This is a genomic window from Afipia broomeae ATCC 49717 (genome assembly GCF_000314675.2).
Taxonomy (GTDB): domain Bacteria; phylum Pseudomonadota; class Alphaproteobacteria; order Rhizobiales; family Xanthobacteraceae; genus Afipia; species Afipia broomeae.
This window is the reverse complement of record NZ_KB375284.1, coordinates 834,422-860,964: the sequence shown is the minus strand read 5'-3', so window position 1 is coordinate 860,964 and position 26,543 is coordinate 834,422. Positions and strand designations below refer to the sequence as shown.

General features: G+C 62.2%; 25 protein-coding genes. 13 read left to right on the top strand and 12 right to left on the bottom strand.

Annotated elements, in window-relative coordinates:
• The first annotated feature begins 34 nt into the window (after positions 1–34).
• The 3 genes from HMPREF9695_RS23775 (at position 35) to HMPREF9695_RS23765 (ending at position 3,497) form a co-directional block, all read left to right on the top strand.
• Entirely contained in the window at positions 35–769 is a 735-nt protein-coding gene (locus HMPREF9695_RS23775) for a hypothetical protein (protein WP_006023469.1), read from the top strand.
• A gap of 136 nt (positions 770–905) precedes the next feature.
• A complete protein-coding gene (locus tag HMPREF9695_RS23770; RefSeq protein WP_006023468.1) occupies positions 906–1,283 on the top strand; it encodes a hypothetical protein in 378 nt (125 codons plus the stop codon).
• A 246-nt stretch (positions 1,284–1,529) separates the two neighbouring features.
• A complete protein-coding gene (locus HMPREF9695_RS23765; RefSeq protein ID WP_244434470.1) occupies positions 1,530–3,497 on the top strand; it encodes a caspase family protein in 1,968 nt (655 codons plus the stop codon).
• Positions 3,498–3,499: 2 nt separating this feature from the next.
• Here the strand turns inward: HMPREF9695_RS23765 and leuB are convergent, their stop codons facing one another.
• Positions 3,500–4,612, bottom strand: a complete 1,113-nt coding sequence (leuB, locus tag HMPREF9695_RS23760) for a 3-isopropylmalate dehydrogenase (protein WP_006023466.1) — start codon at positions 4,610–4,612, stop codon at positions 3,500–3,502.
• 150 nt (positions 4,613–4,762) lie between these two features.
• Here leuB and HMPREF9695_RS23755 point away from each other — a divergent pair, with 150 nt between their 5' ends.
• Positions 4,763–5,944, top strand: a complete 1,182-nt coding sequence (locus tag HMPREF9695_RS23755) for a YbfB/YjiJ family MFS transporter (protein WP_006023465.1) — start codon at positions 4,763–4,765, stop codon at positions 5,942–5,944.
• 117 nt (positions 5,945–6,061) lie between these two features.
• On the opposite strand, the gene HMPREF9695_RS23750 is transcribed toward HMPREF9695_RS23755, so the two are convergent.
• The 8 genes from HMPREF9695_RS23750 to HMPREF9695_RS23715 all read right to left on the bottom strand — a co-directional run bounded on the left by HMPREF9695_RS23750 (position 6,062) and on the right by HMPREF9695_RS23715 (position 15,585).
• A complete protein-coding gene (locus HMPREF9695_RS23750) occupies positions 6,062–9,250 on the bottom strand; it encodes an efflux RND transporter permease subunit (RefSeq protein WP_006023464.1) in 3,189 nt (1,062 codons plus the stop codon).
• A 180-nt stretch (positions 9,251–9,430) separates the two neighbouring features.
• Complete coding sequence (locus HMPREF9695_RS23745) at positions 9,431–10,633, bottom strand: efflux RND transporter periplasmic adaptor subunit (protein ID WP_006023463.1); 1,203 nt, start codon at positions 10,631–10,633, stop codon at positions 9,431–9,433.
• A 349-nt stretch (positions 10,634–10,982) separates the two neighbouring features.
• Positions 10,983–11,768 (bottom strand): molybdopterin-dependent oxidoreductase, encoded by a 786-nt coding sequence (locus tag HMPREF9695_RS23740; protein ID WP_006023462.1) that lies wholly within the window; start codon positions 11,766–11,768, stop codon positions 10,983–10,985.
• A 61-nt stretch (positions 11,769–11,829) separates the two neighbouring features.
• Positions 11,830–12,465: a cytochrome b/b6 domain-containing protein gene (locus tag HMPREF9695_RS23735; protein WP_006023461.1), complete on the bottom strand. Its 636-nt coding sequence runs from the start codon at positions 12,463–12,465 to the stop codon at positions 11,830–11,832.
• A 138-nt stretch (positions 12,466–12,603) separates the two neighbouring features.
• Positions 12,604–12,858: a hypothetical protein gene (locus tag HMPREF9695_RS23730; protein ID WP_006023460.1), complete on the bottom strand. Its 255-nt coding sequence runs from the start codon at positions 12,856–12,858 to the stop codon at positions 12,604–12,606.
• A gap of 153 nt (positions 12,859–13,011) precedes the next feature.
• Positions 13,012–13,575 (bottom strand): fasciclin domain-containing protein, encoded by a 564-nt coding sequence (locus HMPREF9695_RS23725; protein WP_006023459.1) that lies wholly within the window; start codon positions 13,573–13,575, stop codon positions 13,012–13,014.
• A gap of 328 nt (positions 13,576–13,903) precedes the next feature.
• Entirely contained in the window at positions 13,904–14,488 is a 585-nt protein-coding gene (locus HMPREF9695_RS23720; protein ID WP_006023458.1) for a fasciclin domain-containing protein, read from the bottom strand.
• A 341-nt stretch (positions 14,489–14,829) separates the two neighbouring features.
• A complete protein-coding gene (locus tag HMPREF9695_RS23715) occupies positions 14,830–15,585 on the bottom strand; it encodes an SDR family oxidoreductase (RefSeq protein WP_006023457.1) in 756 nt (251 codons plus the stop codon).
• Positions 15,586–15,665: 80 nt separating this feature from the next.
• On the opposite strand from HMPREF9695_RS23715, the gene HMPREF9695_RS23710 reads away from it, so the two are divergent.
• Positions 15,666–17,192 (top strand): malonate--CoA ligase, encoded by a 1,527-nt coding sequence (locus tag HMPREF9695_RS23710; protein WP_006023456.1) that lies wholly within the window; start codon positions 15,666–15,668, stop codon positions 17,190–17,192.
• Positions 17,189–17,695 carry a GNAT family N-acetyltransferase gene (locus HMPREF9695_RS25365; protein WP_006023455.1) on the top strand — a complete coding sequence of 169 codons (507 nt, stop codon included), beginning with the start codon at positions 17,189–17,191 and terminating at the stop codon, positions 17,693–17,695. Before HMPREF9695_RS23710 ends, HMPREF9695_RS25365 begins: the two co-directional genes overlap by 4 nt.
• Positions 17,696–17,801: 106 nt before the next feature.
• Here HMPREF9695_RS25365 and HMPREF9695_RS23700 read toward each other — a convergent pair whose 3' ends face one another.
• Positions 17,802–18,662, bottom strand: coding sequence for a sulfite exporter TauE/SafE family protein (locus HMPREF9695_RS23700; RefSeq protein WP_006023454.1), 861 nt, complete (start codon positions 18,660–18,662; stop codon positions 17,802–17,804).
• Between the two features lie 276 nt (positions 18,663–18,938).
• On the opposite strand from HMPREF9695_RS23700, the gene sdhC reads away from it, so the two are divergent.
• From sdhC to HMPREF9695_RS23670, 6 genes are all read left to right on the top strand, one after another.
• Positions 18,939–19,334 carry a succinate dehydrogenase, cytochrome b556 subunit gene (gene sdhC, locus HMPREF9695_RS23695; protein ID WP_024921145.1) on the top strand — a complete coding sequence of 132 codons (396 nt, stop codon included), beginning with the start codon at positions 18,939–18,941 and terminating at the stop codon, positions 19,332–19,334.
• Positions 19,331–19,735: a succinate dehydrogenase, hydrophobic membrane anchor protein gene (gene sdhD / locus HMPREF9695_RS23690; RefSeq protein ID WP_006023452.1), complete on the top strand. Its 405-nt coding sequence runs from the start codon at positions 19,331–19,333 to the stop codon at positions 19,733–19,735. The genes sdhC and sdhD overlap by 4 nt, the downstream gene beginning before the upstream one ends.
• Positions 19,736–19,738: 3 nt before the next feature.
• Complete coding sequence (gene sdhA, locus HMPREF9695_RS23685; RefSeq protein WP_006023451.1) at positions 19,739–21,562, top strand: succinate dehydrogenase flavoprotein subunit; 1,824 nt, start codon at positions 19,739–19,741, stop codon at positions 21,560–21,562.
• Between the two features lie 41 nt (positions 21,563–21,603).
• The gene (locus tag HMPREF9695_RS23680) at positions 21,604–22,386 is read left to right on the top strand and encodes a succinate dehydrogenase iron-sulfur subunit (protein ID WP_006023450.1); all 783 of its coding nucleotides are present in this window, start codon (positions 21,604–21,606) and stop codon (positions 22,384–22,386) included.
• A 245-nt stretch (positions 22,387–22,631) separates the two neighbouring features.
• Positions 22,632–22,883: a helix-turn-helix transcriptional regulator gene (locus tag HMPREF9695_RS23675; RefSeq protein WP_006023449.1), complete on the top strand. Its 252-nt coding sequence runs from the start codon at positions 22,632–22,634 to the stop codon at positions 22,881–22,883.
• The gene (locus HMPREF9695_RS23670) at positions 22,883–24,214 is read left to right on the top strand and encodes a type II toxin-antitoxin system HipA family toxin (protein ID WP_006023448.1); all 1,332 of its coding nucleotides are present in this window, start codon (positions 22,883–22,885) and stop codon (positions 24,212–24,214) included. Before HMPREF9695_RS23675 ends, HMPREF9695_RS23670 begins: the two co-directional genes overlap by 1 nt.
• Before the next feature lie 87 nt (positions 24,215–24,301).
• On the opposite strand, the gene HMPREF9695_RS23665 is transcribed toward HMPREF9695_RS23670, so the two are convergent.
• Positions 24,302–25,345 carry an alpha/beta fold hydrolase gene (locus HMPREF9695_RS23665; RefSeq protein ID WP_006023447.1) on the bottom strand — a complete coding sequence of 348 codons (1,044 nt, stop codon included), beginning with the start codon at positions 25,343–25,345 and terminating at the stop codon, positions 24,302–24,304.
• Positions 25,346–25,455: 110 nt separating this feature from the next.
• Complete coding sequence (locus HMPREF9695_RS23660) at positions 25,456–25,875, bottom strand: organic hydroperoxide resistance protein (RefSeq protein WP_006023446.1); 420 nt, start codon at positions 25,873–25,875, stop codon at positions 25,456–25,458.
• Positions 25,876–26,034: 159 nt separating this feature from the next.
• Between HMPREF9695_RS23660 and HMPREF9695_RS23655 the strand changes: the two genes are divergently transcribed.
• Positions 26,035–26,535: a MarR family winged helix-turn-helix transcriptional regulator gene (locus HMPREF9695_RS23655; RefSeq protein WP_006023445.1), complete on the top strand. Its 501-nt coding sequence runs from the start codon at positions 26,035–26,037 to the stop codon at positions 26,533–26,535.
• Positions 26,536–26,543: the final 8 nt, after the last annotated feature.

Below are 26,543 nucleotides of genomic sequence, written 5' to 3'. Positions count from 1 at the left end.
TCAATCGGAAACATTGCCTCTCGGGAATTTTGAAATGTCTTTCGATCACAACCACATCTCGACCTTCGGCACCTACGCCGGGAAGATGGTGCGCTATTCCTTCTACGCGGTCGGGACTATCGTGCTGGCGCTTATCGGCATGGTCGTTATCCGCGTCACAAGCTTTTTCGATCAGCCATCCAGAGTGAGCACCAAGGCATCGTTCCAGATCAATTCGCCCGAACTCACGAGGCTGTCACCGACCGCCAACTCGGCGCGATTCAACGCGGGCTGGCAGGAAATCCTGCAATACGGCCAGGTTTACGATCGCAACACCGACTTCACGCTGGTTGTGAACATGCCGGCCAATCCGGATACGCCGGTGGTCCGCGACTATTCTTATGAAATGTCGAGCCTGCGGCCGCTGCTGCGCACGGCCTATACCGGCTCCAGCACCTACTACGATCTCCAGACGCGCTTCGGCGCGGTCCGCGCCGCGAATTTCCAGATCGACTCGGACGGCCAGATCAAGCTCTGCGTGTCCTATCTCAGCCGCTTCGACACCACCGCCGTGTATCTCAAGGGCTGGTACTGCGAAGCCAGCGGCGCGCGTCCGAACTTCCACACCCTGGCCTGCATGATCGACAAGATCACATTGAAGGGTGTGCTTCCGACCGCCGCCGCGCAAACCTTCTTCGAGGAAGGAATGAAGCGTTCGGCACGTTGCAGTGCCGAGCCGGTCTCGCAAACCACCGACACCCGCCCGGCGCGCCCGCCTCGCCGGCTCTGAAGGCTGGAATCGCGCCTTTTCCGCCCTATCTCTCAAGGGAGTGACGATCCTCCGGCAAGTGTGGCCCATTCGTCCTTGTGGGGGAGCAATGGAAACGGGTATGGTGCGACGCAATTGGGAATGTGACGAGGATTCAATGGCTTTGAAGTACCCGGGCGCCAAAACACTGGCGATTTTGCTGGCCACGGCCGCGATCGCGACCGCCGGACTCGGCGTTAGTGCCGCCGATGCCCAGACCCGGAAGCGCGTCGTGGTGGAAGACCCGACCTATGACGGCGCACCCCGCAGGGCGGAGAACCGCGTCTATCAGCGCGGCCGGACCCGCGTTTACGTGACTCGCCGCTCGTGGCTGGATGCCGGTACCGAGGTGGTGCCCGGCGAGCGCAAGTTCACCGACTACGCCTTCCCGCCCGGCTACTCCTACGGCCAGCAGATCGACCGGCTCTACACCAGCCGCCGCCCGCTCGGCGACCAGTGGGACACCGGCACACCGTTCCCGTTCCCGCTCTACTGATTTCCGGTACCTTGCCCAACCAAAATGCCCGGCCTGAGCCGGGCATTTTTATGCGGATTTGCATACGGCAAAGTGGTGACGAACTTCGCCCCAAAGGGCGGGACTGTGGCAGGGCGCTTTGCGGCCAATCGGGAGAACCGCCCCCCCCCGGATGCGCTTTTGCACTTTGCGTCCGCCCGCCCCCGGTCTAGAGTTCCTGCATATTTTAACGTTTGCCGGACTTTGATTTTCGAGGCCGCCTTGCGCATGCGACGCTTGCTTCTCGTATGGACTTTCCTGACAGCCGCGCTGACACCGGCGCTTGCCGAGAAGCGCGTCGCACTGGTGATCGGCAATTCCGACTATCAAAACGTCGCGCCGCTCACGAATCCCTCCAACGACGCCGCCGCCATCGCGGCCATCCTGACGAAAGCCGGTTTCGATACCGTCGATGCAAAATCGAATCTGTCGGGCATCGAAATGAAGCGCACGCTACGCGAGTTCGGCAACAAGGTCCGCGATGCGGATGTGGCGGTGATCTACTATGCGGGCCATGGCATCGAGCTTGAGGGCACGAACTATCTGATCCCCGTCGATGCGAAACTCGAAATCGATACGGATGTTCTCGACGAAGCGTTTCCGCTCGACCGTTTCATCGTCGCGGCCGATCCGGCAAAGCACCTTCGCCTCGTCATTCTCGATGCCTGCCGCGACAACCCGTTCAACAAGACGATGAAGCGCACCATCGGCTCGCGCGCGGTCAACCGCGGACTTGCGAAAGTGGAGCCGGCCAATCCGAACACACTGATCGCGTTCGCCGCGAAGGCCGGTTCGACCGCTTCCGACGGCGAAGGCAAGAACAGTCCGTTCGCGACCGCCCTGGTGAAACATCTCGTCAAACCGGGGCTCGACCTGCGCAAGGCATTCGGCTTCGTGCGCGACGATGTGCTGAAAGTGACGAACAACAAGCAGGAGCCGTTCGTCTATGGCTCGCTCGGCGGCAATGACGTGCCGCTCGTGCCTGCCGTCGCCGCTGCTCCAGTCGCGCAACAGACGGATCCGAATTCATCCCTGCGCCGCGATTACGAGCTTGCAGAACGGGTCGGCACGCGCGAGGCATGGGACTACTTCATTGCGACCTACCCGGACAGTTTCTACGCCAAACTGGCGCAGGCCCAGCGCAACAAGCTCGCCGCCGAGGAAGCACGCCTCGCCGCGACCGAGAAGGCCAAGACCGCGCAGGAAGAACAAACACGCCTTGCGATAGAAGGCGCGAAGAAAGCCGAACAGGACAAGGCCGCAGAACTTGCCCGCAAGGCCGAGCAGCAGCGCGTCGCGGCTGAGCTCGCGAAGAAGGCGGAGGAAGCCAAACTGGCCGAAGCGGAGAAGGCCAAGGCTGCGGCGCTTGCAAAGGCAGAGGAACGGGCGCGTGCCGCCGCCGATAAAAAAGCTGCCGAAGATGCCAGGGTGGCCGACGCTGCGCGCCTTGCCGCTGAAAAGAAAGCCGCTGAACAGAAGACCACCGAACAGAAAGCCAGCGACGACAAGCCGATCGGACCTGTCGCCGCGCTGACGCCGGATCAATCCGCACCGAAGCCGGATGCGCCGGTGATTGTCGCCGACGTTCCAAAGCAATTGCAGATCGAACTGAAGCGCGCCGGCTGCTATGCCGGCGCCACCGACGGCAATTGGACCGCAGCAGCCCAGAAATCACTCGACCTGTTCAACAAGAACGCCAAGACGAAATTCGATATCAAACTCGCCAGCGCCGATGCACTTGACGCGGTGAAGGCGAGGCAGGGCCGCGTGTGTCCGCTGGTCTGCGAATGGGGCTACAAGGCTGACGGCGACAAGTGCACCAAGATCACCTGCCGCGTAGGCTATGAAGTCGGCGACGACAACACTTGCGAGAAGATCGAAGTGAAGAAGAAGCCGGAGCCGGTGGCAAAGCGCGAGGAACAACCGGCGTCCAGCAAGAAGCCCGAGTCAAAACAGTCTTCAACTCCGCCCTGCAGCATGGCCGCAGGGACCAGCTTCACCGCCCTGTCGGGCACATCAAATCCATGTCCGCCGCGCGAAGCGAAGCCGGAAGCTTCGAAAGAGGCCCTCTACGCACGCTGCCGCGCCAAATATGGCGCGGCAACGTATGCAAGCTCAAACAATGGTGCGCACAACGGCTCATCCGGGGGCAACTTTGCCGCCATCGAAACGTGCGTCGCTCGTGGGGGAAGCTGACCTTACGCCGTCAGCGCGTCCAGTTCCTTCACAATCGCCTCGCCCATCTGCGAGGTGGAAACGATCGTCGCGCCGTCCGACTTGAGGTCCGCGGTGCGCAGACCCTTGGCCAGCGTCGCGGCAATCGCAGCGTCGATCATGTCGGCTTCGTTCTGCAAATCGAACGAGTAGCGCAGCGCCATCACGAACGACGCGATCATCGCAATCGGATTGGCCATGCCCTTGCCGGCGATGTCCGGCGCCGAACCATGCACCGGCTCGTACAACGCCTTGCGCTTTTTGGTTTTCGGATCGACTTCGCCGAGTGAGGCCGACGGCAGCATGCCGAGCGAGCCGGTCAGCATCGCGGCGATATCGGACAGCATGTCGCCGAACAGGTTGTCGGTGACGATCACGTCGAACTGCTTCGGCCAGCGCACGAGCTGCATGCCGCCGGCGTCAGCCAACTGATGCTCAAGCTCGACGTCCTTGTATTCGCGCGCATGCACCTGCGTCACGACTTCCTTCCAGAGCACGCCGCTCTTCATGACGTTGTGCTTTTCCATCGACGTCATCTTGTTGCGGCGCTTGCGCGCGAGGTCGAAGGCGACACGCGCGATGCGCTCGATTTCATACGTGTCGTAGACCTGGGTATCGACGGCGCGCTTCTGGCCGTTGCCGAGATCGGTGATGGTCTTCGGCTCGCCGAAGTACACGCCGCCGGTCAGCTCGCGCACGATCATGATGTCGAGGCCTTCGACAACCTCCTTCTTGAGGCTGGAGGATTCGGCAAGCGCCGGATAGCAGATCGCCGGGCGCAGGTTGGCGAACAGCGCCATGTCCTTGCGCAGACGCAGCAGGCCGGCTTCCGGACGCGCTTCATAAGGAACGTCCGCCCACTTCGGTCCGCCGACCGCGCCGAAGATCACGGCGTCCGCGGCCTGCGCACGCGCCATGGTCGCATCGGTGATCGCGACCTTGTCGGCATCAAAGCTCGATCCGCCGACCAGACCGCTTTCGGTCTCGAACGAGCAGGACCCGTGCTTGTTCAGCCAGTCGATGATGCGCTTCACCTCCGCCATCACTTCGGTGCCGATCCCGTCGCCGGGGAGAAGGAGGAGTTTGTGCGATGCCATGATCGAGTTGCCTTGAATGTTGATGTCTGCGCCTTGCGCCGACTTGCTAAAACGCCATTGCAGAATTGGCAAGACACCATTGCCCTGATCTCATTGGCCAAGCCGGTCGGAAACTGCCACATGTACGGCTCCCGCCGGAGCTGAGCTTCCATGAGATCGCCCGACCCAGCACCTTTCGCGCGCCCGATGCGCATGATCCTGATCCTCGCGCTGGCGCCGGCCATCGGGCTCGGGATAGGACGCTTCGGCTACACGCTGGTGCTGCCGGACATGCGCGACTCGCTCGGCTGGTCGTATTCGACCGCCGGCTTCATGAACACGATCAATGCCATCGGCTATCTCGCCGGCGCGCTGGGCGCGGCCGCTTTCATCCGCCGCGTCGGGGTGTTCCGTTCGGTCTGGATCGGTGCGCTGGCCTGCGTCGTCTCACTCGGAATCTGTGCGCTGTCGGGCAATGCGCTGGTGTTCGGCTTCGGACGCCTGCTGTCGGGCCTCGGCGCGGCAACGACCTTTGTCGGCGGCGGCACGCTGGCTGCGACCATCGCGCAATCGCGGCCGATGAAATCCGCGCTGCTGCTGAACCTGTTCTACACCGGCCCCGGCACCGGCCTCATCGTCTCGGGCCTCGCCGCTCCGTTTCTATTGCAGTACTTCGGTCCCGGCTCGTGGTGGATCGTGTGGGCGGCGCTGACCATCATCTCGGCCCTGATGATGATTCCGCTGATGCTCAATCCGATCGACGTCGCGGCCAGCGAAACATCGGCCGCATCGTCACCGGTGTCACTGCGCCCGATCGCGGTTTATCTCGCCGGCTATTTTCTGTTCGGCGCGGGCTATATCGCCTACATGACGTTCATGATCGCCTATGTCCGCGACGGCGGCGGCGGAGCGGCGGCACAGAGTGCGTTCTGGTGCCTGATCGGATTGATGTCGTTCGCAGGATCGTGGCTGTGGCGCGGCGTGATGGCGCGCGGCAACAGCGGCACGACCATCGCGATCATGATCGCCGTCACCTGTCTCGGGACATTCATCGCGCAGTTGGGCACGTCGCCGCCGCTGCTGATGGCGTCGGCCTTCGTGTTCGGCCTGTCGTTCTTTCCCGTGGTGGCCGCCACCACCGTGTTCACGCGGCTGAACTATCCGCCCGACGCATGGGCCAAAGTGATCGGCATCATGACCATCACCTTCGGCCTCGGCCAGACGCTCGGCCCGTTCGTCACCGGCGCCATCACCGACGTGATGGGCCTGTCCTACGCGCTGCGCGTTTCCACCGCCGCACTGGCGCTCGGCGCGATCCTCTGCGCATTCCAGCGGCCGGTGAAGGCGATGTAACCGTCATTCCGGACGGCTCGCAAAGCGAGCCGATCCGGAATCCACATATAACGAAGATGGATTCCGGGCTCGCTCGCGCTGCTCGCGACCCGGAATGACACTGTTAGTTGCGAACGCTCATCCAGCCGGGGTCTGCGCCGAACGACTGCGCCGGAACATCCCGAGCAGCCGCTCCAGCTTCGATCCCTTCTCAGGCGTGACTTCACCGTCACGTTCGTTCTTCGAGAAGAACTTCGTCACCGCGACGAAGAACACCGGCACCATCAGCAGCGCCAGGACGACCACGGCAATCATGCCGCCCATCACCGTGGTGCCGAGCGCCTGCTGGCTCTTGGCGCCGGCGCCGGACGCGATCACCATCGGCAGCACGCCGCAGACGAACGCGAGACCGGTCATCAGAATGGGGCGGAAGCGCAGATGACACGCTTCCATGGTCGCCTGCATCAGCGGCGTTCCTTTCGCGCGCAGATCCTTGGCGAACTCGATGATCAGAATCGCGTCCTTTGCCGCGAGGCCGATGATCGTGATCAGCGCCACCGTGAAATAGACGTCGTTCGACAGGCTGCGCGACATCGCCGCCACCACCGCGCCGAGAATGCCGAGCGGCACCGTCATCAGCACCGCCAGCGGAATGGTCCAGCTCTCATAGAGCGCGGCCAGACACAGGAACACGATCAGCGCCGAGAGCGCGAGCAGGAACGGCGCCTGCGAGCCCGACAGCTTCTCCTGCAACGACTGACCGGTCCACTCGAAGCCGAAGCCGCGCGGCAGCTTCGCGGTGAGCCGCTCCATCTCCGCAATCGCATCGCCCGAGGTGTAGCCGGGCTTGGCCTCACCGGAGATGCGCACCGACGGATAGTAATTGAAGCCGACGATCTGGGTCGGGCCGACCGTCCATTTAATGGTCGCGAACGATGACAGCGGCACCAGATCGCCACGGCTGTTCTTGACGTTGTATTTCAAAATGTCCTGCGCATTCATGCGGCCGATGCTGTCGGCCTGCACGATGACGCGCTGCATGCGCCCGCGGTTCGGGAAGTCGTTGACATAGGCCGAGCCGAGATTGGTCGAGATCGTGCTGTTGATGTCGGCGAAGGTGACGCCCTGCGCCGCCGCCTGTTCGCGGTCGATCAGAAGCTGGACCTGCGGCGCTTCCGGCAGGCCTTCGGCATAGACATTCTGCAGCACCGGGCTCTGCTTCGCAGCGGCGAGCAACTGCTCCTTCGCCTGCATCAGCGCGGCATAGCCCTTCTGCCCGCGATCCTGCAGACGGAACGAGAAGCCGGACGAGTTGCCGAGGTTGTCGATCGGCGGCGGCTGCAGCGCCGAGACCTTGGCGTCACGGATCGATTTCATCGAATTGTTGATGTCGGCCACGATGGCGGCCGCGGAATCATTCGGCCCGCGCTCCGACCAGTCCTTCAGCGTGACGAACGCCTGCGCCGTGTTCTGGCCCTGGCCTAAGAAGCTGAAGCCGGTGAGGAAGGTCACGTCCTCGATGCCGGAGCGCTTCGCCAGATACTGCTCGACCTTCTCGACAGCGGCCTGGGTGCGATTGAATGACGAATCCGAAGGCGTCTGCACGTCCACGGTGATGAAGCCCTGATCGTCCACCGGCAAAAAGCCGCCGGGCAGACGCGAGAAGCCGAACACGAGGCCGCCAAGCAGCACCGCATAGAGAATCAGCAGCCGCCCGGTGCGCTGGATCGACCAGCCGACCACGCGGCCGTAGCCGTCCCGCGCGCCGTCGAGCCGCTTGTTGAACCAGCCGAACACGCCGGTCTTCGCATGGCCGTGGCCTGCCTTCACCGGCTTGAGCAGCGTCGCACACAAGGCGGGCGTCAGCGACAGCGCCATCAGCGCAGAGAACGAGATCGCGGCCACGATGGTCACCGAGAACTGGCGATAGATGATGCCGACCGAGCCGGGGAAGAACGCCATCGGCACGAACACCGCGACCAGCACCAGCGTGATGCCGATGATGGCGCTGGTGATCTGCGACATCGCCTTGCGCGTCGCCTCCTTCGGCGACAGTCCTTCCTCGGACATGATGCGCTCGACGTTCTCGACCACCACGATGGCGTCGTCGACCAGAATGCCGATCGCCAGCACCATGCCGAACATGGTCAGCATGTTGATCGAGTATCCGAACATGTAGAGCGCGGTACAGGTGCCGAGCAGCGCGATCGGGACGACGATGGTCGGGATCAGCGTGTAGCGGAAGTTCTGCAAAAACAGGAACATCACGATGAAGACGAGGATCACCGCCTCGATCAGCGTCTGCACCACCTTGGAGATCGACGCCTTCACCACCGGCGTGATGTTGTAGGGAATGTCGTAGGTGATGTTGGACGGGAAGAACTTCGACAGTTCATCCATCTTCGCCTGCACCGCGCTGGCGGTGGCGAGCGCGTTGCCGGTCGGCGCGAGCAGCACCGAGAGGCCGGCAATGGCCTTGCCGTCCTGCCGGGTGGTGAACTGATAGCCCATGCCGCCGATCTCGATGCGCGCGACGTCGCGCAGGCGAACGGTCGAGCCGTCCGGATTGGCCTTCAGCACGATGGCGCCGAACTCGTCGGCGGAGGTGAGCTGGCCCTTCACCAGAACGAGCGCGGAGATCGCCTGATCCTTTCGGCTCGGCTCCGCGCCGACACTGCCGGATGCCACCTGCGCATTCTGTGCGGTGATAGCCTTGGTCACGTCGTCGGCGGTGAGGTTGTAGCCGATCAGCTTGACCGGATCGATCCAGATGCGGAGCGAGCGCTCGGTCGAATACAGCGTGGCGCGGCCGACGCCGGGAATGCGGCGGATTTCGCCGAGCACGTTGCGGATCATGAAGTCGCCGAGGCCGACTTCATCGAGGCTGCCGTCGGTGGATTTCAGGGTGATGATCTGCAGCACCGCGCTGGAGGCTTCCTCGACAAGGATGCCCTGCTGGATCACCGCGCGCGGCAGGCGTGCTTCGACGCGCTTGATGCGATTCTGCACTTCCACCGAGGCGAGGTTGGAGTCCGTGCCCGGAACGAAATTGGCGATGATTTCCACCTGACCGAGGGAGTCACTGGTGGATTCGAAGTTGAGAATGCCCGAGGCGCCGTTCAGCTCTTCCTCGATCAGGCGTGTGGTCGAGTTGTAGAGTTCTTCGGGCGACGAGCCGGGATAGCTGGTCGAGATCGAAATCGAAGGCGGCGCGATGATCGGATACTGCGCGATCGCCAAGAACGGAATCGAGATCAGTCCGATCAGACAAATGAACAGCGCCACCACCCAAGCGAAAATCGGGCGGTCGATAAAGAAGGCGGGCATGGTTCGGTTCTCTCGGTCTGGTTTCGGAGGCGGAACGACGACCGCCAAAAATATTCAACGTGAATTGACTTCACCTCATCCAACCGGGAGAGGGACAGGATTCGTCATTGCGAGCGCCGCGACGAAGCCGTCCAGTGTGTCTGGATTGCTTCGCGCCTCTCGCAATGACGATCGAGGCTGCTAGCGCACCTGGTCAGACGCGCTGGCCGACTTATCGAGCTGGCGGCCGGTTTCACCGGAGACGCGCCAGTCGCTGGCCTTGACGGCATCGCCGACGGCGAACTTCTGGAAGCCTTCGACCACGACACGCTGGCCCGGCTTGAGGCCTTCGGTAATCAGCCACTGGCCGTCAACAATGCCACCGGTACGGACCGGCTGGGCGACAATGCGGCTGTCGTCCTTGACCAGAAACACTTCGCTGGCGCCGGATGAATTGCGCTGGACCGCCTGCGGCGGCACCACGATGGCATCGGGGTCGCGGCCCTGCTCGATCTGAACGCGGACAAACATGCCGGGCAGGAGTTCGCGCTTCGGATTCTTGAATTCGCCGCGCAGGGTCACCTGTCCGGTGCCGGCATCGACCTTGGCGTCGGAGAACAGCAGCTTGCCGTCGAGCGGATAGATCGAGCCGTCGTCGAGCACGAGGCGCACCTTGGCGGCATCGGGCGAGACGGCGTCAAGATCGCCGCGGTCGAAGTCGCGGCGCAGCTTGTTGAGCTCGTTCACCGACTGGGTGAAGTCGGCGTAGACGGAATCGATCTGCTGAATCGTCGCCAGCGCATGAGCCTCGTTCTGCACCACGAGCACGCCTTCGCTCAGCAGCGCCGCGCCGATGATGCCGTTGATCGGTGCCTTGATGGTGGCGTAGTCGAGATTGAGACGCGCGCGCGACAGGTCGGCGTTGCGCGCGGCGAGATCCGCCTTGGCCTGCGCCAGATTGGCGACCGCGACTTCATTGGCGGCCTGCGAGGCGGCGTTGCTCTTGGTCAGGGTTTCGATGCGGATGGCATGCTGGCTGGCCTGCAACAGCGCCGCCTCGGCCTTGGCCAGCGCGGCTTCCGCCGCCTGCAATTCGACTTCAAACGGCTTCGGATCGATCTGGTAGAGCGGCTCGCCGGCCTTGACCTCGCGGCCCTGCTCGAAGGTGCGGGAGAGGATGATGCCGGACACGCGGGGGCGCACGTCCGCGACCCGCAGCGGCGCGATGCGGCCCGGAAGCTCGCGGATGATCGCCTGCGACGATGCCTTGACGGTGACAACGCTAACTTCGGGGGGCTCGGGAGGCTGCGCGGAGGCGACGCTCTGATCGTTGCAGCCGGAGAGCAGAACCGCAGCCCCAAAAAGCAGGGCCATTGAAGTCATCGCGTTGGGACGCGGGGGCATATCGTATCCTTCTTATTTCGCATAACCGGAAACCAGAACGACCGGGACCAACCGCTGAAAAGCGACCCGATGCACGATCCTTGCTGATTGTCCTCAGCATGAATTGTGCCGGTGTGCATCGCAACATCCCGACGGGGTGACCCGATGTCGCGGCCTTCATAAGCCACTGTTTTTAAAGATGTTAACAGCCGTTAAGACTGCTCACGATTACGTCAGCGGCGTGTGAGCGCCTGACTGCCTTGAGGCAAAAGGATGCAGGGGCGGCAAATGCCCGCTTTCGCGGCAAGGGCGACTCAAGCCCGCGTTTTTCGCATAGGTGGTTGATACATGGCGGGAAACTGGCCCCGCCCTAGCTGCCGCTGAACGAGTTGTAGCCCTGGTCTTCCCAGTAACCGCCCTTGTAGTCGTTGGTGACTTCCAGGGAGATCACATACTTCGGGTTCTTGAACCCGAGCTTGGTCGGCACCCGGATCTTCATCGGATAGCCGTAGGCGCGCGGCAAAATGTCGTTGTCGAACTTGAACGTCATCTGGGTCTGCGGATGCAGCGCGGTCGCCATGTCGAGGGGTGAATTGTAGCCGTCCATGTCGGCGCAATTGAACCAGACATATTTCGCGCGCATGTCCGCGCCGACCAGTTGCAGGAAGTGACGCAGCGGCGTGCCGGTCCAGCTTCCGATCGCGCTCCAGCCTTCCACGCAGATGTGCCGCGTGATCTGCTTTTCCTGCGGCAGTTGGTAAAGCTCATCGAGCGTCCACGACTTCTTGTTCTCGACAAGGCCGCGCACCTCGAGCTTCCAGGTGCTGCCGTCAACGTCAGGCGCATCGGCGAGGGCGTAATAGGCATTGAACGGGAACGGCCGCGTGATCGCGCTCTCGGGAAATGTCGGCGCCAGCGTGTTCGGATTGAACAGCTTCGCCTGAACCGCGTCGTTGAATTTCGAGATCTGCGTCAGCATCGATTCAGCCGAGAAGCTGTCGGTGACGTCGCAGCCGGTCAGCAGTGTCAGCGCGCCGAGGCTGGCGCCGCCCGAAATGAAGCGGCGGCGGGTGAGATCGGGCATCAGCTTTGCCGCGTCCCTGACCAGCAACTGCTTGTCGACGCCGGGAATCAGAAGTTTGCGCATACGGCCCATGATGGTTCTCCTTGGAGCATGACCTGATCCGAAAACCGGTGCCCACTTTTCGGAATCATGCCTACTTGCCGATAATCATCGCGCGCAGGCTCTTCGGCACCAAAAGCGCCAGCGCGACGTGGACCACAAGGAATCCGACAATCGCCGCCATGCAGAAGAAGTGGACATAACGCGCCACGTCGTAGCCGCCGAACAACGCGGTGAGCCATTGCAGTTGTACCGGCTTCCAGATCGCCAATCCGGACAGCACGATCACAATGCCGACCACGATGATGCCGGCATAGAGCAGCTTCTGCACGTAATTATAGGTGGTGAGATCGGCGTGGGACAGCTTGCCGGTCAGCGCAGCCCTGGTGTCGCCGACAACGCCATCGACGGTGATCGGCAGCAGCTTCCTGCGGAAGCGTCCGGTGACAAGGCCGAGGGTGAGATAGACAAGGCCGTTGACCATCAACAGCCACATCGCGGCGAAATGCCATTGCAGCGCGCCGCCGAGCCAGCCGCCCAGCGTGATCGAATGCGAGAAGCGCAGAAAGCCGAACAGCGGCGACGCATTGTAGATCTGCCAGCCGGACATGATCATCAGGACCATCGCCACCGCGTTGATCCAGTGGACGATCCGTACCCAGGCGGGCTGAATGGTTTTCGACCTCACGGCCTGTTCGGCCGGACGATCTGTGGTGGCGATGCTGGACATGAGCGTTTCCGGTTTCACGATGTCACAAACACCATACGGGGCATTCTAGACCGTGTTACGCCCCGCATCGCAAAATTCGCAGCGACGAACACCACGATGGCCGTTCACAAAACCGCGAGGCAGGCCCGCGCGGCCCGGCTATTCGATGATACGGAACCAGGTGTCCGGCTCGCTGTCCGTTTCGCTGCCGGGCACAGCTTCGCGGTCACCGGCCGATAGCTTGTAAATTTGCACTTGCACGTCTGCGATCAGCAGTTCGGTGCCGGCCAGCGCCTGGCGGACACACTCGTCCGAGTGAGCATCAACCGGATTCTCAAGAAGCTTCTCGAATCTTTCCTTGTCCCGGTTCAATCGCGCGAGGATCTCACCGAGAACCTCCAGCTGTTCGCCCATCTGCGGCTTCGCGTCGAAGTGACCATAGGATCAACGCGATGCCGATCGGACCCGTTCCATAGCCCGAAAGGGCTATGCCGCGGGTTCGGCTGCCAAATCAGGGCCGCCGCCTCTCCCCGCACGGGGGAGAGGCGCAGAAGCGGGCCTTTGGCCTTACGACGCCGGCATCAGCACCGAATTCACGACGTGGATCACGCCGTTCGACTGGTTGACGTTGGAAATGGTCACCCGCGAAGTTCCGCCCTTGGCATCGACGATGGACACCTTGCCACCGACATTGCGCACCGTCAGTTGCTCGCCCTCCACCGTGGTCAGCTTCTTTCCGTCGGTGAGATCGGCAGCCGCAAGCTTGCCCGGCACGACGTGATAGGTGAGGATCTTTGTGAGCGTCGCCTTGTTCTCAGGCTTCACCAGCGTCTCAACAGTGCCCTTGGGCAGCTTGGCGAACGCCGCGTTGGTCGGCGCGAACACCGTGAACGGTCCGGGGCCGGAGAGTGTATCCACGAGGCCCGCGGCCTTCACCGCAGCAACCAGCGTGGTGTGATCCTTCGAGTTCACCGCATTCTGGACGATGTTCTTGGACGGATACATCGCAGCACCGCCGACCATAACGGTCTTTTCCTTGGCCTGAACCGGCGCGACAAAAGTCGCCGTCATCATCAGCGCGCTGAACACAGCCGCCGACATCAGTGCAGAACGCGATAAGGTGTTGGACATGAATCGTCTCCGTTGATGGTGAAACCGGCAACTGGGCCGGGCGTGAAATTTCCGACGGACCGTCATCTCTTCAGAGGAAAAGATCGTATCGCCGTCGTGTGCGATTTACGGGCCGTGGGTTGTTTGGTTTCAGCAGTGCACGTCTCAGACTTCACGAAGTTGCGATGTGACGCGCGGCAAACCACCGCAGAGCAACGCGCGCAAAAAAAGCGAGCCGGATTTCTCCGGCTCGCCCGTCGCGCTTCCGATCGCGTTTCTTGGGACAGACAAATGCGATCGACTGCGACGTCGGTGAGAACGTCTGTTATGAGTTCGATGACGACTGCGATTAAGACTTCGGCATCAGCACGGTGTCGATAACGTGAATCACCCCGTTCGACTGGTTGACGTCGGCGATGGTCACGGTCGAGGTGCCGCCCTTGGCATCGGTCAGCGAGACCTTGCCGCCGGAAGCCTTCACGGTCAGTTCTTCACCTTCCACGGTCTTCAGCTTCTGTCCGTCCTTGAGATCGGCGGCGTTCAGCTTGCCCGGCACAACATGGTAGGTAAGGATCTTGGTCAGGGTCGCCTTGTTCTCAGGCTTCACCAGCGTGTCGACGGTGCCGGCCGGCAGCTTGCCGAACGCGGCGTTGGTCGGCGCGAATACGGTGAACGGGCCTTTGCTCGACAGCGTATCGACAAGACCCGCGGCCTTCACGGCGGCGACGAGCGTGGTGTGGTCCTTCGAATTCACGGCGTTCTCGACGATGTTCTTCGATGGATACATCGGCGCGCCGCCGACCATCACGGTCTTCTCGCCGGACATTTCGCTCTTCATCATCTTGTCCTGCGCCTGGACTGGCGCGGCCACAACGGCGGTCAAAGTCAGCGCGCCGATCGCGGCGGCGGACAACAGAGCAATACGCTTGGACATGTTTGGACTCCCGGTGAATTGGAAATCCCGGCAGACATCCGCCGGGCATGGCGGCAGCGCAGGCTTATGGAGGATCGACCGCGCCGCCGTTATCCGAGCTACGGAAGCCGGGACGAGGCGTTTCAGGAAATAAATTTTCGGGAGTTTGAAACTTTTCCGGATGGGATACGTGGGGCGGGGTGGCAAAAGCGATGCGCTCCCTCTCCCCGCTTGCGGGGAGAGGGTTGGGGTGAGGGGCAGATTTCGATTGGAACAATTACAGTCCCCCTCACCCGGATTGCTTCGCAATCCGACCTCTCCCCGTAAACGGGGAGAGGTGAAGGATGCAATGACGACGACGATCACAACATCGTCGGTGTCACAAAGCTGCGGTTGTGCGTCGGCGAGATCAGGATCTCGTTGATGCAGACGTGCGCGGGCATGCTGGCGACGAACGCGATGGTGCGGCCGAGATCTTCCGGCTGAAGCATCTTCGCCATGTCCTCGGCCGACGGCGGCACCGGCCGCAGCTTCAGGATCGGCGTTGCGACCTCGCCGGGTGAGAGGCAGCACGCGCGCAGGCCGTTCTTGAATTCGTCCATGTTGAACGAATGGGTCAGCGCCAGCACCGCGTGCTTGGTGGTGGTGTAGGCCGGTCCGGTCATCTTCGACACATGACGGCCCGCCCATGAGGCGACGTTGATGATGACGCCATCCTTCTGCGCGCGCATCGCCGGCAGCACCGCACGCATGCAGTACATCACGCCGCTGAGGTTGATATCGACCAGCTTGTCCCAGCCTTCGGTGGTGATGTCGTCCCAGCTCCGCTTCGGCACGTTGACGCCGGCGCTGTTGACCAGAAGATCGATCCGCCCGTGTTTGGCGACGATCTCTTTCGCCACCTTCTCGGCATCCGCGGCGCTTGAGACATCCAGCACGATTGCCTCGATCTTGCCGCCGGATTTGGCGATGCTTGCGACAGCCTCGTCGAGCACATCCTTGCGGCGTCCCGAGATCACGACCGTCCATCCTTCCTTGGCGAGTTCCTGTGCACCGGCAAGACCGATGCCGCTTCCGCCTCCCGTGATCCAGGCCACACGTTTCTTGTTATTGCTCATGCCGGTTGTCTCCGTTGCTGCGCGTTGTGGTTTTGGTGTACTCAAAACCGGAAAATCCGATCTCTCGATGGAAATGTTGCATGAACGCCGCCGCGAACGCCAACCTGTTTTCTCGCCTGTTCGACGGGCCAGCAGACACCAGCAGGCTTGCCATCGAAACATCTGACGGGACGCGTATCAGCTATGCCGATCTGATCGCGCAGGCGGGACGCGTCGCGAACGTCATCGTCTCGCGCGGCGTGAAGCCCGGCGACCGTGTTGCAGCGCAAACCGAAAAGTCGGTCGAGGCGCTGGTGCTGTATCTGGCCACCGTGCGCGCCGGTGCGGTGTTCCTGCCGCTGAACACCGCCTACACGCTGAACGAGCTTGAATATTTCATCGGCGACGCCGAGCCGTCGCTGATCGTTTGCGATCCGTCGAAGGCCGACGGCATCGGCAAGCTTGCCGCCAAATCCGGCGCGACAGTTGAGACGCTCGATGCCGACGGCAAGGGCTCGCTGAGCGATGGCGCGGCAAAGGCCGCATCCGATTTCGCGACCGTCGTGCGCGCCGGCGATGACCTCGCCGCCATTCTCTACACCTCGGGCACCACCGGCCGCTCCAAGGGCGCGATGCTGACCCACGATAATCTGGCGTCGAACTCGCACAGCCTTGTCGACTACTGGCGCTTCACGCAGGACGACGTGCTGATCCACGCGCTGCCGATCTATCATACGCATGGCCTGTTCGTGGCGAGCAATGTCACGCTGTTCGCGCGCGCATCGATGATCTTCCTGCCGAAGCTCGATCCCGAACTGATTATTAAGCTCATGCGGCGCGCCACCGTGCTGATGGGCGTGCCGACCTTCTACACCCGGCTGCTGCAATCGCCGAACCTGACGAAAGACTCCACATCGCACATGCGGCTGTTCATTTCGGGCTCGGCGCCGCTGCTGGCGGAGACCCATCGCGAATGGTCGGCGCGCACCGGCCATGCGGTGCTCGAGCGCTACGGCATGACCGAAACCAACATGAACACATCGAACCCCTACGACGGCGAGCGCGTGCCGGGTGCAGTCGGCTTTCCGCTGCCGGGTGTCTCGGTGCGCGTGACCAATCCGGAAACCGGACAAGAACTCGCGCGCGAAGAAATCGGCATGATCGAGGTCAAGGGTCCGAACGTGTTCAAGGGCTACTGGCGGATGCCGGACAAGACCAAGGCGGAATTCCGCGCCGACGGCTTCTTCATCACCGGCGATCTCGGCAAGATCGACGATCGCGGCTACGTCCACATCATCGGACGCGGCAAGGATCTGGTGATCTCCGGCGGCTTCAATGTCTATCCGAAGGAAGTCGAGAACGAGATCGACGCCATTCCCGGCGTCACCGAGTCGGCTGTGATCGGCGTGCCACATGCCGATTTCGGCGAAGGCGTCACCGCGGTCGTGGTCGGCGACAAGAAAACGCCACTCGATGAAGCCAGGGTGCTGCACGCGCTCGACGGACGGCTGGCGAAGTTCAAGATGCCCAAACGCGTGATCTTCGTCGAAGACCTGCCGCGCAACACCATGGGCAAGGTGCAGAAGAACGTGCTGCGCGACACCTATTCAGAAATCTACAAAAAATGACACGTTTGCAGAACATGGTCCGGGCCGCCGCACGCCACATCATAAGGGCTGATGCCATCATGCCGATCGTGCTTCGTCCGGCCCGCAGCGAGGACTTCGCCTTTTGCGTCAAGCTTTATCTCTCCGCGATGGCCAACATCATCCGGGATTTGAAGCTCGACGTGACGCGGCAGGAGGAAAACCTGCGTCATCTCTGGGAGGCGGATCAGGTGCAGGTCGTCACGCTCGATGGGTGTGACGTCGGCTGGATTCAGATCGCGGTGCAGGACTCCACGCTCCATCTGGAGCAGATTTTCGTCGACGCTCCGTTCCGGGGACGCGGCGTCGGCACCCGGCTGATTACCGATCTGATCGATCAGGCGACGCGCGCGCGTCAGCCGATGACACTCGCCGTGGTGCGCAGCAATCGCGCCTTGAAACTCTATGAACGTCTGGGCTTCCGCATCATCGATGAGGATGACCGGAAGTTCTACATGAAGCGCGAGCTAGCGCGCCCCGCGTAACGTTCCCTCTCCGCTCATTCCCGCGAAAGCGGGAATCCAGTTCTTTGCCCTGGGTCCCGCCTGCGCGGGGACGAACGGAAAATGGAATCGATCTGGCGACGATCCGTCAGTAGCCCGTCGCAAGGCTAATCACGAAGCGCGAGCTGACTACCAGCAGATAGATCCCGAACGCGACTTCGAGTTTTCGCTTGGTCATGAAATGCGCCACGCGCACGCCGAGCGGCGCGACCAGAAGGCTTGTCGGCATCACCAGCAATGCGCCGATCAGCGAGATGTATCCGATCGCAAACGGCAGTTGTAACGCCGCCACTTCGGGAAAGCGCGCTGCCGCGGGCCATCCTGCATAGATGTAGCCGATCGCGCCGGGAATCGAGATCAGCACCGCAAGGCCCGCCGACGTGCCGATCGCCTGATGGATCGGGCGGCCGTAGAACGTCATCAGCAGGTTCGAAAACAATCCGCCGCCGATTCCCATCAGCGTCGAGAGCAGGCCGATGAAGAAGCCGTAGGCGCGCATGAAAATGCCTTTCGGCATTTCCTCCCCCAGCCGCCAGTTCTCCTTGCCGAGCAGCAGCCGCGCCGCCGCGGACCAGGCGACGCCGACGAACACATACTTGAACAGCTTCTCCGGCGCATAGCGCGCGATCACGCTACCCAGCATGACGCCGAGCAGGACCGGCACCGCCCATTTCACAAGGATGTCCATGTCGACACTGCCCCGCTTGTGGTGGGCCTGCCATGAGCGGATCGACGTCGGGATGATGATGGCGAGTGACGTGCCGATGCAGAGCGGCATCCGTGCATCCAGCGGCACGCCCGCGATCCGGAAGCATTCGTACAGAACCGGAACCAGCACCGCGCCGCCGCCGATGCCGAAGATTCCGGCGAGGAACCCGGCAAGCGCACCGGTCACCACCAGCAACAGAACAAGTTCAAGCAGTTGGGAGGTATTGAGGCCGGCGATCATGCAGCGATCTCGCGTGACGGGATGTGAGGGCTCTTTACCCGCTGCATGACAGAAGGTGAATCATGCTTCAGATAAGACGGCCGATACCTCTGGTATACGAAAAACAGGTATACCAGAAGGGCTAAAGCTCATACCAAACAATGTTTTGCGATTCATAGCTTGATCGATTCTGCGTTGCGCTCGTTCCACCTTCTCCGTAAATAGAAGCCCTCTAAGAACCCGGTCCCCGCATAAAAAGACGGCACTTCCTTGTGCCGCAAACCGTTAAAGTCGCGCATGGCACCCAGGATCGACCGTCCGCTTTCACCCTTCCTGACTTACCGCTGGACGCTGACGATGGCGATGTCCATCGTTCACCGCATCACCGGCATCGGCCTTTATGTCGGAACGCTCCTGATGGCGTGGTGGCTGATCGCCACTGCTTCCGGCCCCGGCGCCTACGCCAATATCCAGGGCTTCACCTCGAGCTGGATCGGGCGCGTCATCGTGTTCGGATACACATGGGCGCTGATGCACCACCTGTTCAGCGGCATTCGTCATCTTGTCTGGGATCTCGGCTACGGCTTCTCGCCGACCGAGCGTGAATCCCTGACCTGGGCGGCCCTGATCGCCGGCATCGCCGCGACGGTGCTGATCTGGATCATCGCCTACGTCGTGGGAGGCGGACGATGAGCGCACACGGCCACTCGAATTCATCGATCCGCACCGCGCTCAAGCGCGTCCGCGGTCTCGGCTCCGCCAAAGGCGGAACCTCCGACTTCTTCCGTCAGCGCGTCAGCGCGATCGGACTGGTGCTGCTGATCGTCCCTGTGATCGTGGTCATCATGTCGCTGCTCGGCCGCAACCAGGCCGGCGCCGCGCAGATTCTCGGCTCGCCGCTGATCGCGATCATCATGATCCTCTTCATCATCGCCAGCGTCTGGCACATGAAGATCGGCATGCAGGTGGTGCTGGAAGACTATCTCACCGACGAAAAGATCAAGCTGGTCGCGATCATCGCCAACACCTTCTTCTGCATCGCTGTCGGCCTCGCCTCGATCTACGCTATTTTCAAACTGTCCTCTGGAGTCTGACGCATGGCCGCGAACGGCAAGAGCGCGCCCGGCGCGAACGGTCAAGCCTATCCGATCGAAGATCATACCTATGACGTGATCGTCGTCGGTGCCGGCGGCGCGGGTCTGCGCGCGGTGGTCGGCTGCTCGGAAGCGGGCCTGCGCACCGCCTGCATCACCAAGGTTTTCCCGACGCGCTCGCACACGGTCGCGGCGCAGGGCGGCATCTCCGCTTCGCTCGGCAACATGCATCCCGACGACTGGCGCTGGCACATGTACGACACCGTGAAGGGGTCGGACTGGCTGGGCGACCAGGACTCGATCGAGTACATGGTGCGCAACGCGCCCGACGCCGTCTACGAACTCGAACACTGGGGCGTGCCGTTCTCGCGCACCGAAGACGGCAAGATCTATCAGCGCCCGTTCGGCGGCATGACGCTGGATTACGGCAAGGGCCAGGCGCAACGCACCTGCGCCGCATCCGACCGCACCGGTCACGCGATGCTGCACACCATGTACGGTCAGGCGGTTCGCCATCAGGCCGAGTTCTTCATCGAATACTTCGCCATCGACCTGATCATGGACGATCAGGGCGTCTGCCGCGGCGTCATCGCGCTGAAGATGGACGACGGCACGCTGCATCGCTTCCGCGGCCAGACCACCATTCTCGCCACCGGCGGCTACGGCCGCGCCTATCTCTCCTGCACCTCGGCGCACACCTGCACCGGCGACGGCGGCGGCATGGTGCTGCGCGCCGGCCTGCCCTTGCAGGACATGGAGTTCGTGCAATTCCATCCGACCGGCATCTTCCCGGCGGGCTGCCTGATCACCGAAGGCGCCCGCGGCGAAGGCGGCTACCTGTCGAACTCGGAAGGCGAGCGCTTCATGGAGCGCTATGCGCCGTCGGCGAAGGATCTCGCCTCGCGCGACGTCGTCTCGCGCGCGATGACCATTGAAATCCGCGAAGGCCGCGGCGTCGGCAAGGGCAAGGACCACCTGTTCCTGCATCTGGATCATCTCGATCCGGCGATCCTGCACGAACGCCTGCCGGGCATCTCGGAATCCGCGAAGATTTTCGCCGGCGTCGACGTGACGCGCGAACCGATTCCGGTGCTGCCGACCGTGCACTACAACATGGGCGGCATCCCGACCAACTTCCACGCCGAAGTCGTGACCAAGAAGGGCGGCGACGACAATGCGATCGTGCCGGGCCTGATGGCAGTGGGCGAAGCGGCCTGCGTGTCGGTGCATGGTGCCAACCGTCTCGGCTCCAACTCGCTGATCGACCTCGTGGTGTTCGGCCGCGCTGCTGCTCTGCGCTGCGCCGAGAAGCTGACGCCGAACGCACGGCAGCCTGAACTGCCGGCGAATTCCGCCGATCTCGCGCTCAGCCGCCTCGATCATTTTCGCAACGCTTCGGGCGGCACGCCGACCGCGAAGCTGCGCGATAGCATGCAGCGCGTGATGCAGAACAACTGCGCGGTGTTCCGCACCGGCGACGTGCTGAAGGAAGGCCAGGAGCTGATTCACAAGGTTTACGGCGGCACCGACGACATCGCCGTCACCGACCGTTCGCTGGTGTGGAATTCGGACCTGATCGAGACCCTCGAATACGACAACCTGATTTCCCAGGCCCTGGTGACGATGGACTCGGCTGCGAACCGCACCGAGAGCCGCGGCGCCCATGCGCGCGAGGACTTCCCCAACCGCGACGACAAGGAATGGATGAAGCACACGCTGTCGTGGAGCAGCGACAAGGGCAAGACGACCCTCGATTACCGCCCGGTGCACGATTACACGATGACCAACGACGTTCAGTACATTCCGCCGAAAGCGCGCGTTTACTGACCGCCGTATAGAATCAAGCGAACAAACGAAGGTTCGAGACCATGGTTCAGTTCACACTGCCGAAGAATTCGACGATCTCGGGCGGCAAGGAATGGCCGAAGCCGGCCGGCGCAACCGAGCTGCGCGAGTTCAAGGTGTATCGCTGGAATCCGGATGACGGCAAAAACCCGGGCATCGACACCTACTACGTGAACACCCACGATTGCGGGCCGATGATTCTCGACGCGCTGATCTGGATCAAGAACAACGTCGATCCGACGCTGACCTTCCGCCGCTCCTGCCGCGAAGGCGTCTGCGGCTCCTGCGCCATGAATATCGACGGCCAGAACACGCTGGCCTGCACCCGCGCGATGGACGAGGTCGAGGCCGGTCCGATCAAGGTCAATCCGCTGCCGCATCAGCCGGTGGTGAAGGATCTCGTGCCGGATCTGACCAATTTCTATGCGCAGTACGCCTCGATCGAGCCGTGGCTGCACACCACGACCGCGACCCCGCAGAAGGAATGGCGGCAGTCGCCGGAAGACCGCGCCAAGCTCGACGGTCTCTACGAGTGCATTCTGTGCGCCTGCTGCTCGACCTCGTGCCCGAGCTACTGGTGGAATTCCGACCGCTTCCTCGGCCCGGCCGCGCTGCTCGCCGCCGATCGCTGGGTGAAGGATTCGCGCGACGAGGCCACCGGCGAACGCCTCGACAATCTGGAAGACCCGTTCCGGCTCTATCGCTGCCACACCATCATGAACTGCGCCAAGGCGTGCCCGAAGGGCCTCAACCCGTCGGAAGCCATCGCCGATCTCAAGGCGAAGATGGTCGAGCGGCAGGTCTGAAGCCTGGAGCCTTTCTGCGCTGAAATACAAACGCCCGCTTTCCGAAGCGGGCGTCTTGCTTTTTGGGAAACCAATCCACGGAATTCAGTACCAGTCAGGATGCGCCGCGCGGATTTCTCTCTTGTTTATGCGCTACATCACATAATTCCATTTTATGCTAATTAACGCATAAATCATACTTATGTGCTAATTTGCATATTAATGAATTATCGGATTTGGCGCATAATGCTGGGCGGAGGATGATCATGACCGATGTCGCGCGCACCCCTAGTCAGCTTGGCAATCTGATTCGCCGCGCCCGCAGAAAGCGCGGGTTGAACCAGTCGCAGCTCGGCGACCTCGCCGACCTCCGTCAGGAGACCATTTCGCTGATCGAGATGGGCCATCCCGCGGCCAAGCTGGAAACCCTGCTGTCCGTTCTGGCCGCGCTTGATCTCGAATTCCGAGTTGCCCCGCGCGGCAAGGACAGCGAGTTGGACATTGAGGATATTTTCTGATGCCTCGGCGTCCCGGTCATCAGCCGTTGCGCGTCCTGCTCAACAATCGCCTCGTCGGTGATCTTCGCAAGGACGCGAGCGGTGCAATCAGCTTCCAGTACAGCCAAAGCTGGCTGAACTGGGAGCATGCGCTGCCGATCTCACTCTCCATGCAATTGCGCGAGGACAGCTTTCGCGGCGCGACAGTCGCCGCCGTGTTCGACAACCTGCTGCCGGATTCAGATGCCATCCGCAAACGCGTCGCCGAAAAAGTCGGCGCGGCCGGAATGGATGCCTACAGCCTGCTCGCCGCCATCGGCCATGATTGCGTCGGCGCGCTGCAGTTCGTCGCGAGCGACGACGAACTGGAATCCGCAAAGCCCGGCGCCGACCTCACCGGCGAACACGTAGATGATAGTGCCATCGAGAAGCTGCTGAAGGGGCTCGTTCAGGCACCACTCGGCCTTTCCCGCGACGACGACTTCCGGATTTCCGTTGCCGGCGCGCAGGAAAAGACCGCGCTGCTCTATCACGAAGGCAAATGGCTCAAGCCGCACGGCACCACACCCACCACCCACATCCTGAAGCCGCAGATAGGCGAGTTACCCAACGGCATCGATCTCTCCAACAGTGTCGAGAACGAATTCTACTGCCTCAGGCTGGCAGCCGCGTTCGGCCTCGATGTTAACAAGGCGACGATCGAAACATTCGGCGGAAAAAAGGCTCTCGTGATCGAACGCTTCGACCGGCGTTGGACGCGCGATGGACGGCTGCTCCGCTTGCCGCAGGAAGATTGCTGTCAGGCGCTGTCTGTTCCTCCGACCCGGAAATACCAGAGCGATGGAGGCCCGGACCTTACCGCCCTGCTCGATCTGCTCAAGGGCAGCGACGATCCCGCCGCCGATCGCGCCTCACTGTTCAAGGCGCAGATCCTGTTCTGGCTGATCGGCGCCACCGACGGGCACGCCAAGAACTTCAGCATCTTTCTCGGCCCGGGCGGGCGTTATCGCCTGACGCCGCTCTACGATATCCTGACGGCGCAGCCCAGCCTCGATTCCGGTCAGATTCAGCGCAAGCAGATGAAGCTTGCGATGTCCGTCGGCAACAAGCGCCACTACCGGATCGACGAGATCGTCGGACGTCATTTCGTGCAGACGGGAGAAGCCGCAGACCTGCCGAAATCCGTGATGCGCAACTGCGTTGAGACCATGATCGCCGGCGCCGCCGAGGCCCTGGATCGGGTGGAAAACGAATTGCCTAAAGGTTTTCCGGGCGCGATTCATCAGTCCGTGAAGGCCGCCGTCATCCAGCGTCTCGAAACGCTGAAAGGTTCATTGGCGAAACTGGATTGAGCAGAAGCCGCCGCATCATTGCTGAGGAACAGCGGCCTGTCCGGACAGCCGGTCAGGCCGCTCTCCTTTCACATGCGATAACGCCGATCAAAACCCATCCACATCGATCACGGCCTGCGCAAAATCCTTCGGCGCTTCCTGCGGCGGATTGTGGCCGACGCCGCCGGTCAGCAGCCGGTGCTGATACTTGCCGGTGAATTTCTTCGCATAGGCTGCGGGTTCGGGATGCGGCGCGCCGTTGGCGTCGCCTTCGATGGTGATGGTCGGCACGGCGATCACCGGCCCCTGCTCCAGCCGCTTTTCCAGATCGTCGTACTTCGCTTCGCCCTCCGCAAGGCCGAGCCGCCAGCGATAGTTATGGATCGAGATCGCGACATGATCGGGATTGTCCAGCGACCTGGCGCTGCGCGCGAAGGTCTCGTCGCTAAAATTCCATTTCGGCGAGGCGAGTTGCCAGATCAATTTGGCGAAGTCATGCGTGTATTGCTGATAGCCGAGGCGGCCGCGCTCCGTGGTGAAGTAGAACTGGTACCACCACAGCAGTTCAGCCTTCGGCGGCAGCGGCTTCTTGTTCACCTCGCGAGAGCCGATCAGGTAGCCGCTGACAGACACCATCGCCTTGACCCGCTCCGGCCAGAGCGCCGCGAGGATGTTGGCGGTGCGCGCGCCCCAGTCATAACCGGCGACAACGGCTTTCTCGATCCTGAGCGCATTCATCAACTCAATGATGTCCATCGCCAGCACCGCCTGCTGGCCGTTGCGCGGCGTGTCGGCGGAGAGAAACGTGGTGGTGCCGTAGCCGCGCAGATGCGGAACGATGACGCGGTAGCCCTTCGCCGCCAGCAGCGGTGCGACCTCCGCGAAGCTGTGAATGTCGTAGGGCCAGCCGTGAAGAAGCATCACGACAGGGCCGGCGGCGGGACCGGCTTCGAAGTAGCCGGTGTTCAATGTCCCGGTGTTGATCTGCCTGATCGGTCCCATCGGCGCCGAAGAAGCGGACGAGGTGGACGCCGCTACGGCTTGTGCGTGGGCGGACTGGATCAATCCAAGCCTTGATGCGGCGAGTGCGGCTGCGCCGGTGCCTGCGGCCTGAAGGAAATTGCGTCGGTTCGCGTTGACGAGGCCGGACATGGAAGTCTCCTGTTACATCGCTGTCTGAGTGAAGCGGTCAATGATGGCTTTTCGCCGGAGTGGCCCGCCGGTCGCGCGGGCGGGCCGCTCCGATGATGTGACGGTCCGGTTCAGACCAGATTCAGTTCGACGTTGATGTTGCCGCGCGTGAGCTTGGAGTATGGGCAAATCTTATGAGCGCCATCCACCACCGCGCGGGCGACCTCCCGATCGAGACCCGGCAGGCTGACATTGAGCCGCGCCTGCAGGAAAAACTCTTCTCCCGTCTTGCCGAGATCGACCTCGGCATCGACAGCGAGATCGGCAGGCAGCTTGACCTTGAGGCCGCCGGCCGCGCGGTTCATCGCGCCGATGAAACAGGCCGACCAACCCGCCGCGAAAAGCTGCTCGGGATTGGTGCCGGGGCGGTTGGAGCCGGGAGGCGACAGCTTGAGGTCAAGCTGGCCGTCGGCCGAACGGGCAGCGCCGTCGCGGCCGCCGGTGGTGTGGGTCTTGCCGGTGTAGAGCACCTGGTCGATCTGGGTCGTCATAGCTAGGTCCTTCGGTTGAGGTGTTGGTAGATCGCATCCGATCTAATCGGATGCGGTGTAAATATTCCACCCGGCCTCGAAGTCAACCCTTCCGATTTAATCGCATCCGATATATATGGGTCCGAAGGATCACGTTCCCGTGTGTCGAGGAGACCGGCCATGACCGTCGCAAAAGCCAAACAGGCGGCTTCCAGAGCCGCAGCCCCGAAAGCCGATCCAAAGCCGGACCCGAGGCTGCAGGATTTCCTGTGCTTTGCGATCTATTCGGCCAACCTCGCCTACGGGCGGGCCTACAAGCCGATCCTCGACGAGCTTGGCCTGACCTATACGCAGTACATTGCAGTCGTCGCTTTGTGGGAAGACGACAACCAGACTGTCAGCAGTCTCGGCGAGAAGCTGTTTCTGGAATCCAACACGCTGACGCCGATCCTGAAGAATCTCGAAGCGATGGGTTATGTCCGCCGCCAGCGCGATCCCAGGGACGAGCGCCAGGTCCTGATCAGCCTGACCGATGCCGGCCGCCGTCTGCGGGAGAAAGCCCTGCCGATGAATCTGGTGAAGGAATCGGCGCTGGCACCCGACGATTTCGCAAAACTGCAAAAGGCCGTGGTCGCGCTGCGCAGCAATCTGATCAAGAGCACCAAGGGCGCGGCAAAGTAGCGCCTTTC